Source organism: Mesorhizobium sp. Cs1299R1N3, assembly GCF_037179625.1.
Taxonomy (GTDB): Bacteria; Pseudomonadota; Alphaproteobacteria; order Rhizobiales; family Rhizobiaceae; genus Mesorhizobium; species Mesorhizobium salmacidum.
This window is the reverse complement of record NZ_JAPYKQ010000027.1, coordinates 1-15,894: the sequence shown is the minus strand read 5'-3', so window position 1 is coordinate 15,894 and position 15,894 is coordinate 1. Positions and strand designations below refer to the sequence as shown.

Sequence of the window (15,894 nt, the reverse complement as noted above, 5' to 3'; positions counted from 1 at the left end):
CCCGGTCCTCGCCCGTAAAGAATGGAGGACGAATGTCCCATCTTGCCGTAGCCGATCCAGAAGGCGCAGCCGCTACGATACCCGACATCAGGCCTAACGTCGTCTCGCTGTCGCGGATCACCAAGAGTTTCGGGCCGACGCTGGCGAACGCGCAGATCGACCTCGCCGTCTCGGCCGGTGAAATCATCGGCCTGGTCGGCGGCAACGGCGCCGGCAAGTCGACACTGATGCGCATCCTGTGCGGGGCAACGTCGCCGACCCTCGGCTCGATTTCGTTCGCCGGACAGGGCGTGAGCTTCGGCGCCTACGACACGGCGGAGGCGCAAAGGCGCGGCATCCGCATGGTTCACCAGGAACTGTCGCTGTGCGCCAACCTTTCCGTCGCCGAGAACTTCTTCCTGGAGATACCCGGCGACGCGGCCAACCGGCCGGGCTGGCGCGCACTCTACAGGGGCCGCGCCCGCGCAGCGCTGGACGCCGTCTTTCACGCCAACGGCATCGATGTGAACGCCGAGGTCGGCCATCTATCCATCGCCGAGCGGCAGATGGTCGAGATCGCGCGCGCCGCCGCCACGCCCGGCGTCAAGCTGATCGTGCTCGACGAGCCGACCTCCTCGCTCGACCTCGACCGCTCCAGACAGTTGCGGGCCTTTATCCGTGAGCGTGCCAAATCCGGCTTCGCCTTCATCTTCATCAGCCACAAGCTGCAGGAAATCATCGACATCGCCACGCAGGTGATGGTGCTGCGCAACGGACGCACCGCCTGGCGCGGCGATGTCGCCGACACCTCGATCGGCCAACTGGTGCAGCTCATGGGCGGCGACGCCAATTCAATCCACCAGCACAGCGCCGTTGCCGCCGGCAGCGGCGAGGCGCTGGTCAAATTGTCCGGTTCCCTGACCGCCGGACTCGGCCGCGATATCGAGATCGGCCGCGGCGAGATCATCGGACTGGCGGGGCTCGAGGGCAGCGGCCAGAAGGAGTTGCTGCACGCCATCTTCGAGCCGGATTCCACCGGGGGAACCGCGATCACCAGGAGCGGCGATGCCGGTTTCATTGCCGGCGATCGCCAGAAGGAAGGCGTGTTCCCGCTGTGGAGCGTGCTTGGAAACGTCAGCATCGGCAGCCTTGCCCGCCGTCCGGCACTGGGCCTTGTTTCGGAACGCGCCTGCCGCGAGGCGGCGGGCGTTGCAGCCGGCCGGTTGCGGCTCGACGACAAACGCTTCGGCTCCAACATCCTCGAACTCAGCGGCGGCAACCAGCAGAAGGCGCTGGTTGCCCGCGCGCTCGTCGCCGACACGCCGATCCTGCTGCTCGACGATCCGACGCGCGGCGTCGACATTGCCACGAAACAAGACTTCTACAGGCTCTGCAACGAGATCGCGCGCAGTGGTCGCACGCTGGTCTGGCACACGACCGAAGACGCCGAGCTTTTGGCCTGCGACCGCGTGCTGGTGTTTTCAGACGGGCGCATCGTCAAGGAATTGAGCGGCGAATCGATCACGGAATCGGCCGTCGTCGGCGCATCCTTTGCCCAGCAGGCGGACACCCGTGCCGGCACGGGGCACAGCGCCGCCGGCGCCGGCTTTGCCCGCCGGCTGGTCAACGCGGCCCCCTTCATCGGCCTCGCCGCCGTGCTGGCGGTGATGATCTCGGCCAACCCGGCGGTGGCCTCATTCTTCGGGCTCGACCTGCTCTTGATGCCGGCGCTGTCCCTTGTGCTGGTGACGGCGGCGCAGATGTTCATCGTCGGCGGCAGCGAGATCGATCTCGGCGTCGGCGCCTTTGCTGGTCTGGTCAGCGTGCTCTCCGCCACGCTGCTCTACGATCAGCCATGGCTCGGTGCGCTGGCGCTGGCGGCGGCGGTCGCCGCCTATGCTGGGCTCGGCGGCCTGATCCAGGCGCGCAAGATCCCGGCCATCGTCGTCACGCTCGGCGCCTCCTTCATCTGGATGGGACTAGGCTACGCACTGCAGCCGACACCGGGCGGGACCAGCCCCGAATGGTTGTCGGCGATGTTCAGCTGGTCGCTGGGTTTCCTGCCCACCTCCATCATCCTCATCGCCGCCGTCGCGCTGGTGGTGCTGGTGATCGACCGGCTGCCGCTCGGCGTGGTGCTGCGCGGCTTCGGCAACAATCCGACCGCCATGATCCGCTCCGGCTGGTCGCCGACGCGCTATGCGCTGGTGCGTTACCTCGTCGCCGGATTGTTCGCCGCTGCCGCCGGCCTGTCGCTGACGGCGATCAACACGGCAAGCGACATCAATTCCGGCAATTCGTTCACGCTGCTCAGTGTCGCCGCCGTGGTGATGGGTGGCTGCTCGCTGCTGGGCGGTGTCATCTCGCCGGTCGGCACCATCGCCGGCGCGGTCACACTGGCCTTGATCGGCGCCCTGCTCGGCACGCTGAACGTGAGCAGCGACTTCAACGCGGCAACGCAAGGGCTGATCCTCATCGCCCTTTTGACGCTGCGCGGCCTGACCGCAGACCGCAGGAGCGAACAATGAACGGCCTCGCCGCCTTCGGCCTCTGGGCGCAGAAGAACCGCTGGGTCTGGTCGGCGATCGGCGTGCTTTTGCTTTGGCTGGTGCTGTCCGTGGTCACCAACCGCTTCAGCCTCTCCAGCCTGTCGGGCATCATGCTGTCGGCCTCGTTCCTGACCGTCGTCGGCATCGGCCAGATGTTCGTCGTCACCACCGGGCGCGGCAATATCGACCTTTCGGTGGCCTCGGTGATCACGCTCAGCGCCTTCGTGGCGCTGCTCACCATCAAGGGCCAGGACGCCAACCTTGCCATCGGCGTCAGCGCCACGATCCTGCTCGGCCTCGCGGTCGGCGGGTTGAATTCGCTGCTCGTCGTCGGGCTGAACATACCGGCCATCATCGCCACGCTGGCGACAGGTTATGTACTGGCGACCGCGACACTGCTATCGAATCGCGCCATAGCGGGCTTCGCCGTCAGTCCGCTCTTGAAGACGCTGGCGACGGGCCGCATTGCCGGCGTGCCGATCATGGCCGCCATCGCCATCGTTGGCGTGGCCGCGACCTCCTTCGTGCTGCGCTACACGGTTTTCGGACAGTTGCTGTCGGCGGTCGGCCAGAACCGCACCGCCGCGCGGCTGGCCGCGATCCGCAACAACCGGGTCATCGCTTCGGCTTTCATCATCTCGTCGGTGCTGGCTTCGCTCAATGGGCTGCTGCTCGGCGCCTATATAGGTGGCGCCTTCCTCGAAATGGGCCAGCCCTATCTCTTGCAGTCGATCGCCGCGGTGGTGCTGGGCGGCACGCTGATCTTTGGCGGCTCGGCGAGCGCCGTCGGCACGCTGTTCGCAAGTATCCTGCTGATCCTCATCGTCACCACCATGCAGATCGTCGGCCTGCCGCCAGGTGCGCAGGACATCGTGCAAGGCATCGTCGTCATCTTCGTTCTGGCGCTGGCCGGCCGGCAAGTGCTGTCGCGCCGAGCCGCCGACGACGACCGCACACTGGAATCCGAGCCAAATGCGGCGGCTGTCCGCCGGGAATGACAAGCGGATGATGATTTCTCTTGCCAATGTGGTAGAGTGATCATACCAGTAGATAAGATGACGATCGGTAACGCCATCGTCCACGACCAAGGAGCAAGGGCCAGATGACGACGATCGCGCTGTTCGGTGCCGGCGGCAAAATGGGCTACCGCCTTTCGACCAATTTCCGCGGCTCGCCCTATACGATCCGCCATGTCGAGGTCAGCGAGGCCGGGCGTGAGCGGCTGAAGACCGGACTGGGCTTCGACACGGTCAGCGCCGACGAGGCGCTGGAAGGCGCCGACGTGGTGATCCTGGCCGTGCCGGACACCCATATCGGCAAGGTCGCGACAAGCATCGAGAGCAAGCTTGCGCCGGGCACGATGGTCATCGTACTCGACGCAGCCGCGCCGTTCGCCGGCCATTTGCCCGATCGTCCCGACCTGACCTACTTCGTCACCCATCCTTGCCATCCGCCGATCTTCAACGACGAGACCGACATGGCGGCGAAGAAGGACTATTTCGGCGGTGTGAAGGCCAAGCAGCACATGGTCAGCGCCCTGATGCAGGGACCGGAAGCCGACTACGCCAAGGGCGAGGCCATCGCCAAGATCATCTGGGCGCCGGTGATGCGCTCGCACCGCGTTTCCGTCAAACAGATGGCGCTGCTCGAGCCAGGGCTTTCGGAAACCGTCTGCGCTTCGCTGCTGGTCGTCATGAAGGAGGCGGTCGACGAGGTCGTGGCGCGTGGCGTCGACCGGCAAGCGGCGCTCGATTTCCTGCTTGGCCACATGAACGTGCTCGGCGCCGTCATCTTCGGCGAAACCAAGGGCGTGTTCTCTGACGCCTGCAACAAGGCGATCGAATTCGGCAAGCCGGTGCTGATGCGCGACGACTGGAAGCGGGTCTTCGAGCCGGAAGAGATCGCAGCCAGCATTCAGCGGATCACCTGAGTCGACTTAGGTACAGATCACCTGAATTTGTGGTTGACTCATCATACCAGTTGGCTAAGCTAATCTTCGCTCGGATCAACCACGCTTCGCCGGGAGTTCGAAGCTGAGACGGGTGGAGGATGGCGGGGAACAGGAACTTGCTTGGGAGGCCGACTGACGGCTTGGGCCAGGCGTTCCGCAACCTTCACAGCCTGATGGATTCAAACGCAGACAGTGGCCTCGATCGATCGAGACACAGGCTTTTCAAACGGGAGGACTTCATGAAACTGACTCGCAGAATAACGCTCGCGGCGTTCGCCGGCGTGCTGGCACTCGGCACGGCGATGCCCGCCTACGCGGCGGACCTCATCGCCATCATCACGCCATCGCATGACAATCCGTTCTTCAAGGCGGAAGCGGTCGGCGCCGAGGCCAAGGCCAAGGAACTCGGCTACGAGGCGCTGGTGCTGGTGCATGACGACGATGCCAACAAGCAGTCCGAACTGATCGACACCGCGATCGGCCGCGGCGCCAAGGCGATCATCCTCGACAATGCCGGCGCCGACGCCACCGTCGCCGCCGTGCAGAAGGCCAAGGACGCGGGTATTCCCTCGTTCCTGATCGACCGCGAGATCAACGCCACCGGCGTCGCCGTGGCGCAGATCGTCTCCAACAACTACCAGGGCGCCCAGCTCGGCGCGCAGGAGTTCGTCAAGCTGATGGGCGAAAAGGGCAACTTCGTCGAGCTGGTCGGCAAGGAATCCGACACCAATGCCGGCATCCGCTCCAAGGGCTATCATGATGTCATCGACGACTATCCGGATCTGAAGATGGTCACGCAGCAGTCGGCCAACTGGAGCCAGACCGAGGCCTATTCCAAGATGGAATCGATCCTGCAGGCCAATCCCGACATCAAGGGCGTGATTTCCGGCAACGACACGATGGCGATGGGCGCCTATGCCGCGCTCGCCGCCGCGAACCGCAAGGATGTCATCGTCGTCGGCTTCGACGGCTCGAACGACGTGCGCGATTCCATCACCTCGGGCGGCATCAAGGCGACAGTGCTGCAGCCTGCCTTTGCCCAGGCGCAGATGGCGGTCGAACAGGCCAACGACTTCATCAAGAACAAGAAGTCGCCCGAGAAGGAAAAACAGCTGATGGACTGCGTGCTCGTCAATGGCGAAAATGCCGCCAAGCTGGAAACCTTCGCGCTGAAGAACTGAGCCGGCTCAACGCAACGGCGGGGGCGGACCTGTGTTCGCCCCTCGTCCAGTTTTGTTTTGATCCAATTTCGGACGGAAAACCGTTTCACACTTTTTCTGGAATTGCTCCAGTTTCACGTTCCGGGTGATTTTTTGACCGCCATGCCGAACAGATTGACCTGGCTGACCCGTTTCGCCGGGATGATGCTTGCGGTGCTCGTGGGCCTTGGCCTCAGCGCCTGCAAGATCCTGCCGACGCCCGTGGCGCAAAGCGAAAGCAATGCGCCTGCCTTCAAACCGGACAAGATGGTCGAGGACATCTGGGCCTCGAAGGTCATACCCTATCTCAAGCAGAAGGCCGGGCCGTTCGCCGAGGTCCATGCGTTGGCGAAGACCGATCCGGCGGCGGCCGGCGCCAAATACGGCAACCCCAGGAAGCAGGCGAATTCGCCATGGACCTTCGCGGTTCGTGTCGAGGGCAAGATCATCGCCGCCAACACGCAGTCGCGCGCGGCAACGATGGACATTGACGTGGATGGCGACGGCAAGGCCGATGCGCGCATCCAGATCGGGCCAGCGATGCGCGGCACGGCACTGCGCGACAGCCTCGATTTCGTCCAGTTCAACGACTTCACCAACCAGATCGACTTCGCCCAGTTCGGCAAGGCTTTCAACGCCTATGCGGACAAGGCCGTGCTGTCCAAACTGCCGCGCGAGGCACTTGAAGGCCGCGCCGCCAAGGTGGTCGGCGCTTATACGATCGAAGGTGGCCAGGACCTGCCGCTGGTGACTCCGGCGGAGGCCGAGATCGGGCCGAAGCCATGAGCCCCGGTCGCGAGGTCATCCTCAAGCTGGAGGACGTCTCGAAGGTCTATGCCGGCACGGTGGCGGTCAAGCAGGCGAACTTCGAGGTGCGCAAGGGTGCCGTCAACGTGCTGGTCGGTGAAAACGGCGCCGGCAAGTCGACGCTGATGAAGATCATCGCCGGCGTCGAGCAGCCGACCGCCGGCCGCATCCTGCTCGAAGGCGAAGAGGTTTCCTTCTCCTCATCGGGAGATGCGGTGGCGCGCGGCATCGGCATGGTGTTCCAGGAACTGAACCTGTTCGGCAACATGACCGTCGCCGAGAACATCTTCGCCACACGCGAAATCACCAACCGGCTGGGCAAGATCGACCGCAAGGAGCAGGAAAAGCGGGCGAGCGAATTCCTCGACCGGCTCGAAGCCGGCATCCGGCCGGACATGCTGGTCGAGGACCTGCGCATCGGCCAGCAACAGCTGGTCGAGATCGCCAAGGCGGTTTCGCTCGACGCCAAGATCCTGATCATGGACGAGCCTACCTCGGCGCTGAGCGCGGCGGAAGTCGAAATCCTTTTCAAGGTGATCGCCGACCTCAAGGCGCGCGGCGTCGCCATCGTCTACATCTCCCACCGGCTGGAAGAACTGATCCGCATTGGCGACACCGTCACCGTGCTGCGCGACGGCCGCATCACCGGCCAGGAGGAAATGAGACGAGTCGACACGCAGTGGATCGTGCGTCAGATGATCGGCTCGGATGCCAAGGATTTCGCCAAGGCCGACGGACATCAGCCCGGCGAGGAAATCTTCCGCGCCGAGGAGATCTGCCTGCCGCGCGTTACCGGCGGACTGGCGGTCGACCATGTCTCGCTGTCGCTGCGCGCCGGCGAAATCCTCGGCATATACGGGCTGATGGGCGCTGGGCGCAGCGAGCTGTTCGACTGCATCATGGGCCGTCATGGCCATGCCAGCGGCAAGATCTTCATCGCCGGCAAGCAGGTGAAGGAGCGCGACACGACACGCCGCATCCAGCGCGGGCTGGCATTGATCCCCGAGGACCGCCAGCGCGAAGGGCTGGTGTCGATCCTCTCGGTCGCCAGCAACCTGACGCTGGCGAGCTTGTCACGCTTCGTCAGCCTGTTCCATATCCGCGGCGGCGCCGAGCGGCAAGCCGTCGTCCAGATGGTTCGGGAACTGGCGATCAAGGTCGCCGATCCGGCGCAGGAAGTCTCGTCACTGTCGGGCGGCAACCAGCAGAAGGTGGTGATCGGCAAGGCGCTGCTCACCGAACCGAAAGTGCTTTTGATGGACGAACCCAGCCGCGGTATCGATGTCGGCGCCAAGGCCGACGTCTTCCGCACCATGCGCAAGCTTTCGCGCGACGGGCTCGGCATCCTGTTCGCCACCTCCGATCTCGACGAGGTGATGGCGCTGTCCGACCGCATCGCGGTGATGAGCAATGGCAGACTGACCGGCATGTTCGACCGCGCCGAGGCGACGGAAGCGGCGATCGTCGCTGCGTCGGCGCTGGGCCACGGACCGGCACATGGAGAGCAACGCTGATGACTGACATTCCGGCCAAGGCGGCCGCTCCTTCCGCCTCCAGCGGTTCCGCGCTGCTGACGCTGATGAAGCTCAGGACCTTCATCGCACTGATCGCGGTGCTGGTATTCTTCTCGATCGCCGCGCCGAACTTCCTCTCGGCCGCCAATTTGATCCTGATGGCCAAGCACGTGGCGCTCAACGCCTTCCTCGCCATGGGCATGACCTTCGTCATCATCACCGGCGGCATTGACCTTTCGGTCGGTTCGATCGTCGGCCTGTGCGGCATGGTGGCCGGCTATCTCGTGCTCAACGGTATCGACCTGCAGATCGGCTACACCGTCTATTTCAACGTCTTCGAGATCATCGTGATCACGCTTCTGGTCGGCATAGCGATCGGCGCCGTCAACGGGCTGCTGATCACCAGGCTCAACGTCGCGCCCTTCATCGCCACGCTCGGCGTGCTCTATGTCGCGCGCGGTTTCGCGCTGCTGTCCTCCGACGGCCGCACCTTTCCCAACCTCGTCGGCAAGCCGGAACTCGGCACCACCGGCTTCGGCTTCCTCGGCGCCGGCCGGCTGCTCGGCTTGCCGGTGTCGATCTGGATCCTGATCGTGGTGGCGCTGGGGGCTGCCTATCTCGCGCGCTACACCCCGCTCGGCCGCCACATCTTCGCCGTCGGCGGTAATGAGCGCGCGGCGCGGATCTCGGGCGTGCGCGTCAACATGGTCAAGATGTTCGTCTATATGTTCTCCGGCTTCTGCGCCGCGATCGTCGGCCTGATCATCTCCTCGGAACTGATGGCCTCACACCCGGCGACGGGCGAGAGCTTCGAATTGAACGCCATTGCCGCGGCGGTGCTCGGCGGCACTTCGATGTCGGGCGGACGCGGCACGATCGGCGGCACAATCGTCGGCGCCTTTGTCATCGGCATCCTGTCGGACGGGCTGGTGATGATGGGCGTGAGTTCCTTCTGGCAGATGGTGATCAAGGGCCTGGTCATCATCGTCGCCGTCGTCGTCGACCAGGCGCAGCGCCGGCTGCAGCAGCGCGTCACGCTGATGCAGATGGCAAAGGTGGGTTGAGCATGGAGAGCCTAAGTGGAGCGCTGATCGGCTGCGGCTTCTTCGCCGTCAACCAGATGCATGCCTGGCGCGACATCGAGGGCGCCTCGATCGTCGCGGTCTGCGACCGCGATGCCGAGCGACTGCGGATCGTCGGCGACCAGTTCGATGTCGCACGGCGCTACACGGACGCAGCGGCGATGTTTGCGGCGGAGAAACTCGACTTCGTCGACGTCGCCACCACGGTGGGCAGCCATCGTGAGCTGGTCGAGATGGCCGCCGCGCACGGCGTTCCCGTCATCTGCCAGAAGCCGTTCGCGCCGACGCTCAATGATGCCAGGGCGATGGTGGAGGCCTGCCAAACAGCCGGCGTGCCATTGATGGTGCATGAGAACTTTCGCTGGCAGTCGCCGATCCAGGCGGTGCGCGCCGTACTCGACAGCGGCGAGATCGGCACGCCCTTCTTCGGCCGCATCTCCTTTCGCTCCGGCTATGACGTGTTTTCCGGCCAGCCCTATCTGGCGACGGGCAAACGCTTCATCATCGAGGATCTCGGCATTCATATTCTCGACATCGCCCGCTTCCTGCTCGGCGATGTGTCGAGCCTGACCGCGCGGACCGCACGCATCAACCCGGCCATCGCCGGCGAGGATGTCGCCACGATGCTCATGGACCACGCCGGCGGCGCCACTTCGGTGGTCGATTGCAGCTATGCGACCAAGCTTGCCGTGGAGCCGTTCCCGGAAACACTCATCGAACTCGACGGCAGCGACGGCACGATCCGGCTGGCGCAAGGCTACCGGCTGACCGTCACAGGCAAAACTGGAACCAAGGTAAGCGACGTCTCGCCACCACTGCTGCCCTGGGCCTCGCGACCATGGCACAACATCCAGGAGAGCGTTGCCGCCATCCAGCAGCACTGGATCGACTGCCTTGCATCAGGCCAGGAACCGGCGACTTCAGGCGCCGACAATCTCAAGACATTTGCCCTGGTCGAGGCCGCCTATGCGGGTGCCGCCAGCCGCGGACCCGTGCAAATCGACGCCTTGCTCAGATGACGGCTGAGGCTTTCCAGCTCTACGGCACGCGCGCGGCCGAGCCCAAGCCGGTCACGTTGCGCGCGGGCGCGCTGAGTACGGAGCTGGTCAACGGCAATCTGCGCACCATCCGCCATGGCGGCACCGAAGTGCTGCGCGCCATTGCCTATATCGTGCGCGACCGCGACTGGGGCACTTACGAGCCTGATCTGACAGATCTGGCGATCGACCAGAAGGATGACCGTTTCTCAGTCAGCTACACGGCAAGCTGCCTCGGCCCGAACGGCAGCCGGCTCGGCTTCCGCGCCACGATCGAAGGCTCCGCCGACGGCAGGCTGGTGTTCGACGTGACCGCGTTGCCAGAGAGCGATTTCGAAACCAACCGCTGCGGCTTCTGCATCCTGCACCCGATCGCCAGCCTTGCCGGCAGCCCGGTGACGGTCGAGCATACCGACGGCGGGGTGGTCGAGACGGAACTGCCCGATCTGATCGACCCCTGGCAGCCGTTCAAGAATTTGCGCGCCATCACGCATCGGGTGCGGCCCGGCGTTGTCGCGCAATGCCGGATGGATGGCGACACATTCGAGATGGAGGACCAGCGCAACTGGTCTGACGCTTCCTACAAGACCTATGTGAGGCCGCTGGCGCTGCCATGGCCCTATGTGCTGCCGGCCAGACAACCCCTGCGCCAGACGGTCAGCCTGCAAATCACCGGCGACGCCAACGTGCCTGCCTCGGCAGCGGCGGCCGAACCGGTTCGCGTCGAACTCGGCAAGGCCGGCTCGAAGCTGCCTGACATCGGCGTGGTGATCTATCCCGAGGATGTCGAGGCGGCACTTGCCGACCTGCCGATGCTGGGGAGGCTCGGTCCGCGGCAGCTGCTTTTCCACTTTGATCCGACGCGAGGCCACGGCCTCAACGCGCTGCGCGCCCATGCCCGGCTCGCCGCCGCCTACCCTGTTTCGACGACGCTGGAATGCGTGGTCGCCTGCGCCGGCGATCTCGACACCGAACTTTCCGATGTCGCCGATAGGGTACGCCGGGCAGGCCTGCGGCTCGATGCCGTCGCGGTGTCTCCTGCGGTCGACCGCCAGTCGACGCCGCCGGGCAGTGCCTGGCCGGCATGCCCGCCGCTCGAGGACGTCTACACCGCAGCGCGCCGCGCCTTTCCCGATATCCGTCTCGGCGGCGGCATGTTCAGCTATTTCACCGAGCTCAACCGTAAGCGCGTTCCGGCCCACCAGCTCGATTTCATCACCCACTGCACCTGTCCGATCGTGCATGCCGCCGACGATCTCAGCGTCATGCAGTCGCTGGAGGCGCTGCCCTTCATCACCCGGTCCACCCGGGCGATCTTCGGGACAAAGCCGTACCGGATCGGGCCATCGACGATTGCCATGCGCCAGAACCCCTATGGCGGCGCGACCAAGAACAATCCGCAGGGGCAACGCATCGCCATGGCGAACCGCGATCCACGCCATGCCGCGCAGTTCGCCGCCGCATGGACAATCGGCTATGCCGCGCGCGTCGCGCCGGCGGGGCTGGAGATGCTGACACTGTCCAGCTTCGCCGGACCGTTCGGCGTGGTTGCGGGATCAGGCGAACCCGTCGCGCAAGGAACGCCGCGGCCGATCTTCCAGGCCATCGAAGGGCTTTGTGAGTTGGCTGGACTGACGCATGTTTCCGCCACGACGAGCGACGAGACGCGGGTCCTGGCGCTGGCCGGCCGCTCTGTCTCGGGCAAGATCATCGTCTGGCTGGCGAATCTGACATCGGACGACGTCCCGGTCGACGCTTCCGCGCTTGGCCAGGGCAATCTCGCAATGCCGCCCTATGCGATTACCAGGATCGGTTACTTCTCGGAATTCATCACATAGAGCGCACGCGAGCGCTCGAGGTGCTTGATCATCGCCTTCTCGGCGCCGTCGGCATCCCCGTGCTCGATGCGGTCGATGATCTCCTCGTGCTCGGTCAGCGTGTATTTTTCCTTGCCGGTCCAGATAAGCATTTCAGTGTGGTATTCCTTCAGCCAGCCCAGCGTGGCTTCGCTGACGGCGACATAGATCGGATTGCCTGAAATGGACGCGATCTGGGTATGAAACTTCATGTCGGCGGAGATGAAGGCTTCCGAATCGCCGCGCGCGGCGCGCTGCTCGGCCACGGTTGCCTTCAGCAGTTGCACATCCTCCGATGTGGCCTTTTCCGCTGCTTCCCTGACCATGCCGCGTTCGAAAAAGATCCGCGCGGTCTTCAGGTGCTCCAGCGTGTCCCTGGACGAAGATAGGATGATCTTGGCCGCGCCGTCGACCTGCTTGATGATCGACTTGGCGGTCAGTTGCAGCACCTTGGCGCGCTCGCCATGCGAGATGGCGACGAGCCCCATATTGCTCAGCGCCTGCATGGCTTCACGGATCGCCGGCCGGCCGACCTCGAAGCGCTCCATCAACTCGCGCTCGGACGGCATGTCATCGCCGGGCTGCAGTTCGCCGCTGGTGATCAGCCGCTTCAGTCTTGCAAAGACTTCGTCGGAAAGTTTGCGCCGGACGATCGGCTCCGAACGGTTCATCGTCGCGAATCACTCCCTTGACCCACCCTATCTAGCATTGCCGCTGCGATTCCTGGAATGCCCGTCCGCTGACCGGACTGTAGCCGCCAATTGGGATATTGCTTGCAATACTTATGTACTCATTATACCAGATTTCCTGCGCGACGAAACTTTTTTCGAACCCTTTTCGACCGGCCGACGTCCATGATCACCTTGACCTACCGCATCGAGACGCCAGGCAGCATCGAGTCGCTGGCGGCCAAGATCGCCAGCGACCAGTCGACCGGCACCTTCGTCGCGCTGCCGGGCGAGACGGAGGAACTGAAGGCTCGCGTGGCGGCGCGCGTGCTGGCAATCCGCCACCTGCCTGATGCCACGCAGCCGTCTCTCCCGGGATCCGGCAACGGACCGTTCAGGCGCGCTGATGTCGACATCGCCTTTCCGTTCGATGCCATCGGCACCGACCTTGCGGCGCTGATGACCATTGCCGTCGGCGGCACATATTCGATCAAGGGGCTCACCGGCATTCGTGTCATCGATATGAAGCTGCCGGAACAATACCGGGGCGCCCATCCCGGACCACAATTCGGCCTCGCTGGCAGCCGCAGGCTGACCGGCGTCGAGGACCGTCCGATCATCGGCACCATCGTCAAGCCGGCGCTGGGCCTCCGGCCGCATGAGACGGCCGCGATGGTGGGCGAATTGATCGAGGCCGGCGTAGATTTCATCAAGGACGACGAGAAGCTGATGAGTCCTGCCTATTCGCCGCTGGCGGAGCGGATAAAGGCGATCATGCCGCTCGTCCTCGACCATGAACAGAAGACCGGCAAGAAGGTGATGTATGCCTTCGGCATCTCGCATGCCGATCCCGACGAGATGATGCGCAACCACGACCTGGTGATCAAGGCCGGCGGCAATTGTGCCGTGGTCAATATCAACTCAATCGGCTTCGGCGGCATGGCGTTCTTGAGGAAGCGCTCCGGCCTGGTGCTGCACGCCCACCGCAATGGCTGGGACATCCTCACCCGCCATCCCGGCCTCGGCATGGATTTCAAGGTCTGGCAGCAGTTCTGGCGGCTGCTCGGCGTCGACCAGTTCCAGATTAACGGCATTGCCTCGAAATACTGGGAACCAGATGCATCCTTCGTCCGCTCCTTCAAAGCGGTGACCACGCCGATCTTCTCGCCTGACGATTGCGCGCTGCCGGTGGCCGGTTCCGGCCAGTGGGGTGGACAGGCACCCGAGACCTATGAACGCACCGGGCGAACGGTCGATCTCCTTTATCTCTGCGGCGGCGGCATCGTCAGCCATCCGGACGGACCGGGCGCCGGCGTGCGCGCCGTGCGTCAGGCCTGGCAGGCGGCTGTGGACGGCATTCCGCTGGCCGATTATGCCCGCAGCCATGCCGAACTAGCGCGGTCGATTGAAAAATTCGGCGATGGCAGGGCGGCCTGACACCCATGCAAGACCTGCTGCTCAGCTACTATGGCGACGACCTCACCGGCTCGACCGATGTGATGGAAGCACTCGAGCTTGGTGGCGTCCCGACCGTGTTGTTCATGCGCCAGCCGGACGCCGAGCAGCTTGCACGGTTTTCGCACTGTCGTGCGGTTGGCCTCGCTGGCACCAGCCGCAGCGAGACCCCGCAGTGGATGGACACGCATTTGCGTGACGCGTTCGCCTGGCTGAAGGCGCTGAGAGCCGATATCTGCCATTACAAGGTCTGCTCGACCTTCGATTCAAGTCCGGTAATCGGCAGCATCGGCCGGGCAATCGAGATCGGCCGCTCGGTCTTCGCACAGGAAAGCGTGCCTATGCTGGTCGGCGCACCGCAGCTCAGACGCTACACTGCCTTTGGCCACCTGTTCGCAGCCTATCGCGACCAGTATTTCCGCATCGACCGTCATCCGGTGATGAGCCGCCATCCGACGACGCCGATGAATGAGTCCGACCTGCTGATTCATGTGTCGCGACAGACCGGACTCTCCTTGGGATTGCTTGACCTGGCGACGCTGCAGTCCACATCGCGATCGCAGGCATTCGATCGCCTCGTGGAGAACGGTGCCGCCATCGTTCTTATCGACGTCGACAACCGGGAGACCCAAGCCCTTGCTGGCAAGGAAATATGGCGGGTTCGCAAACCGGGCGGTTCCATCGTCGTCGGCTCGTCCGGAATCGAATATGCGCTGTTGACCGAGTGGGCGTCGAGGGGCATCGCCAACGCTGGGCCACGCTTTGCGCCGCCGGGTGCCGTCGACCGGGTGGCCGTCGTGTCGGGCAGTTGCTCGCCGACCACCGAACGACAGATCCGGCATGCCCTGTCCGACGGTTTCGACGGCGTTGAGGTCGACCCTGTCGAATTGGTTTCGGAGGGGTCGGTGCAGGCGATTGCGCGTGCGGCGGCAAAGGGCCGCGCCGGTCTGCAAGCCGGGCGCAGCGTCATCCTCTATACGGCACTTGGCCCCACCGCCGACAGGGGCGCCGAAATCGACCGGGCGGATGGTGCCCGCCACAAGCTTGGCCGCGGCCTTGGTGCGCTGCTGCGCCAATTGACGGAGGAGCAGAGCTTGCGGCGCGTGATCATCGCGGGCGGTGACACGTCAAGCCATGCGCTGGGACAAATGGGCGTAGACGCGCTGACCGTCAGGATGCCCCTGCCCGCCTCGCCCGGTTCCCCGCTTTGCGTAGCCCATTCCAGCATCGATGCGATCGACGGGCTGGAGGTCGCGTTGAAGGGCGGGCAGGTAGGAACCGACCGCTATTTCTCGTCCATCCGTGACGGCCTTCAGAATTGATCAAGGCGTTGCGCTGGGACATTGCGAAACCTGGGGAGACATGCACAGTCGATTAGGGCTTGCGCCTGAGCACCAAGCGAGCACATGTCTGCTCGAAAGTCGACCGGCAGAGCCCCTCCGGAACAGGCCTTTAAGTATTGGTTGAGCGACGACCGCTTTCGAAAAAGGCTGCGCTTCGCCAGGAATGGCAGACATGCTGCGCAAGCGAGCCACCCCGCCTGACTGCTCAAAATGACCGCTTTCGGGACCTGGCTACGGCGGGCTCTACAGCTGATTGAGGCGCATTGCGGACCCGCCTTTGCGCACGCCATTCTACGCCAGAGCCCTCTCGCCCCTTAAAACGGATTTAGGTAGTGTGCTGAGAGTTCTGCAAATTCGCTGAGAGAGGGCGGTCATGGCAGGCTGGTGATGTTCAACGTCACCTGATTCCCGCGAAGGAACGCCACCATGACCAAGATTGAGAGTAAGACCGCCA

General features: G+C 64.2%; 12 protein-coding genes. 11 read left to right on the top strand and 1 reads right to left on the bottom strand.

Annotated features, from left to right (window positions below; genetic code table 11):
• Positions 1-32 precede the first annotated feature (32 nt).
• From O7B34_RS30010 to apnL, 9 genes are all read left to right on the top strand, one after another.
• A complete protein-coding gene (locus O7B34_RS30010) occupies positions 33-2,507 on the top strand; it encodes an ATP-binding cassette domain-containing protein (RefSeq protein ID WP_337149385.1) in 2,475 nt (824 codons plus the stop codon).
• On the top strand, positions 2,504-3,526 hold the full coding sequence (locus O7B34_RS30005; protein WP_337149383.1) for an ABC transporter permease: 1,023 nt from the start codon (positions 2,504-2,506) through the stop codon (positions 3,524-3,526). The genes O7B34_RS30010 and O7B34_RS30005 overlap by 4 nt, the downstream gene beginning before the upstream one ends.
• A gap of 104 nt (positions 3,527-3,630) precedes the next feature.
• Positions 3,631-4,458 (top strand): phosphogluconate dehydrogenase C-terminal domain-containing protein, encoded by an 828-nt coding sequence (locus O7B34_RS30000; RefSeq protein ID WP_140510409.1) that lies wholly within the window; start codon positions 3,631-3,633, stop codon positions 4,456-4,458.
• Positions 4,459-4,718: 260 nt separating this feature from the next.
• On the top strand, positions 4,719-5,660 hold the full coding sequence (locus tag O7B34_RS29995; RefSeq protein WP_027145246.1) for a D-ribose ABC transporter substrate-binding protein: 942 nt from the start codon (positions 4,719-4,721) through the stop codon (positions 5,658-5,660).
• A 141-nt stretch (positions 5,661-5,801) separates the two neighbouring features.
• Positions 5,802-6,464, top strand: a complete 663-nt coding sequence (locus O7B34_RS29990; RefSeq protein WP_337149381.1) for a DUF2291 family protein — start codon at positions 5,802-5,804, stop codon at positions 6,462-6,464.
• Positions 6,461-7,999, top strand: a complete 1,539-nt coding sequence (locus O7B34_RS29985; protein WP_027145248.1) for a sugar ABC transporter ATP-binding protein — start codon at positions 6,461-6,463, stop codon at positions 7,997-7,999. Before O7B34_RS29990 ends, O7B34_RS29985 begins: the two co-directional genes overlap by 4 nt.
• Positions 7,999-9,063 carry an ABC transporter permease gene (locus O7B34_RS29980; RefSeq protein WP_337108998.1) on the top strand — a complete coding sequence of 355 codons (1,065 nt, stop codon included), beginning with the start codon at positions 7,999-8,001 and terminating at the stop codon, positions 9,061-9,063. Before O7B34_RS29985 ends, O7B34_RS29980 begins: the two co-directional genes overlap by 1 nt.
• Positions 9,064-9,065: 2 nt before the next feature.
• Positions 9,066-10,100, top strand: a complete 1,035-nt coding sequence (locus O7B34_RS29975) for a Gfo/Idh/MocA family protein (protein ID WP_337149380.1) — start codon at positions 9,066-9,068, stop codon at positions 10,098-10,100.
• Positions 10,097-11,956, top strand: coding sequence for a D-apionate lactonase (apnL, locus tag O7B34_RS29970; protein ID WP_337149379.1), 1,860 nt, complete (start codon positions 10,097-10,099; stop codon positions 11,954-11,956). The genes O7B34_RS29975 and apnL overlap by 4 nt, the downstream gene beginning before the upstream one ends.
• Here the strand turns inward: apnL and O7B34_RS29965 are convergent.
• Complete coding sequence (locus tag O7B34_RS29965) at positions 11,932-12,645, bottom strand: transcriptional regulator NanR (protein WP_027145252.1); 714 nt, start codon at positions 12,643-12,645, stop codon at positions 11,932-11,934. The two genes, apnL and O7B34_RS29965, sit on opposite strands and share 25 nt — an antisense overlap.
• Positions 12,646-12,828: 183 nt before the next feature.
• Between O7B34_RS29965 and oiaX the strand changes: the two genes are divergently transcribed.
• Together oiaX and O7B34_RS29955 are read left to right on the top strand one after the other, a co-directional pair.
• Positions 12,829-14,079 carry a 3-oxo-isoapionate-4-phosphate decarboxylase OiaX gene (gene oiaX / locus O7B34_RS29960; RefSeq protein ID WP_337149377.1) on the top strand — a complete coding sequence of 417 codons (1,251 nt, stop codon included), beginning with the start codon at positions 12,829-12,831 and terminating at the stop codon, positions 14,077-14,079.
• Positions 14,080-14,084: 5 nt separating this feature from the next.
• Complete coding sequence (locus O7B34_RS29955) at positions 14,085-15,419, top strand: four-carbon acid sugar kinase family protein (RefSeq protein ID WP_337149375.1); 1,335 nt, start codon at positions 14,085-14,087, stop codon at positions 15,417-15,419.
• Positions 15,420-15,894 lie beyond the last annotated feature (475 nt).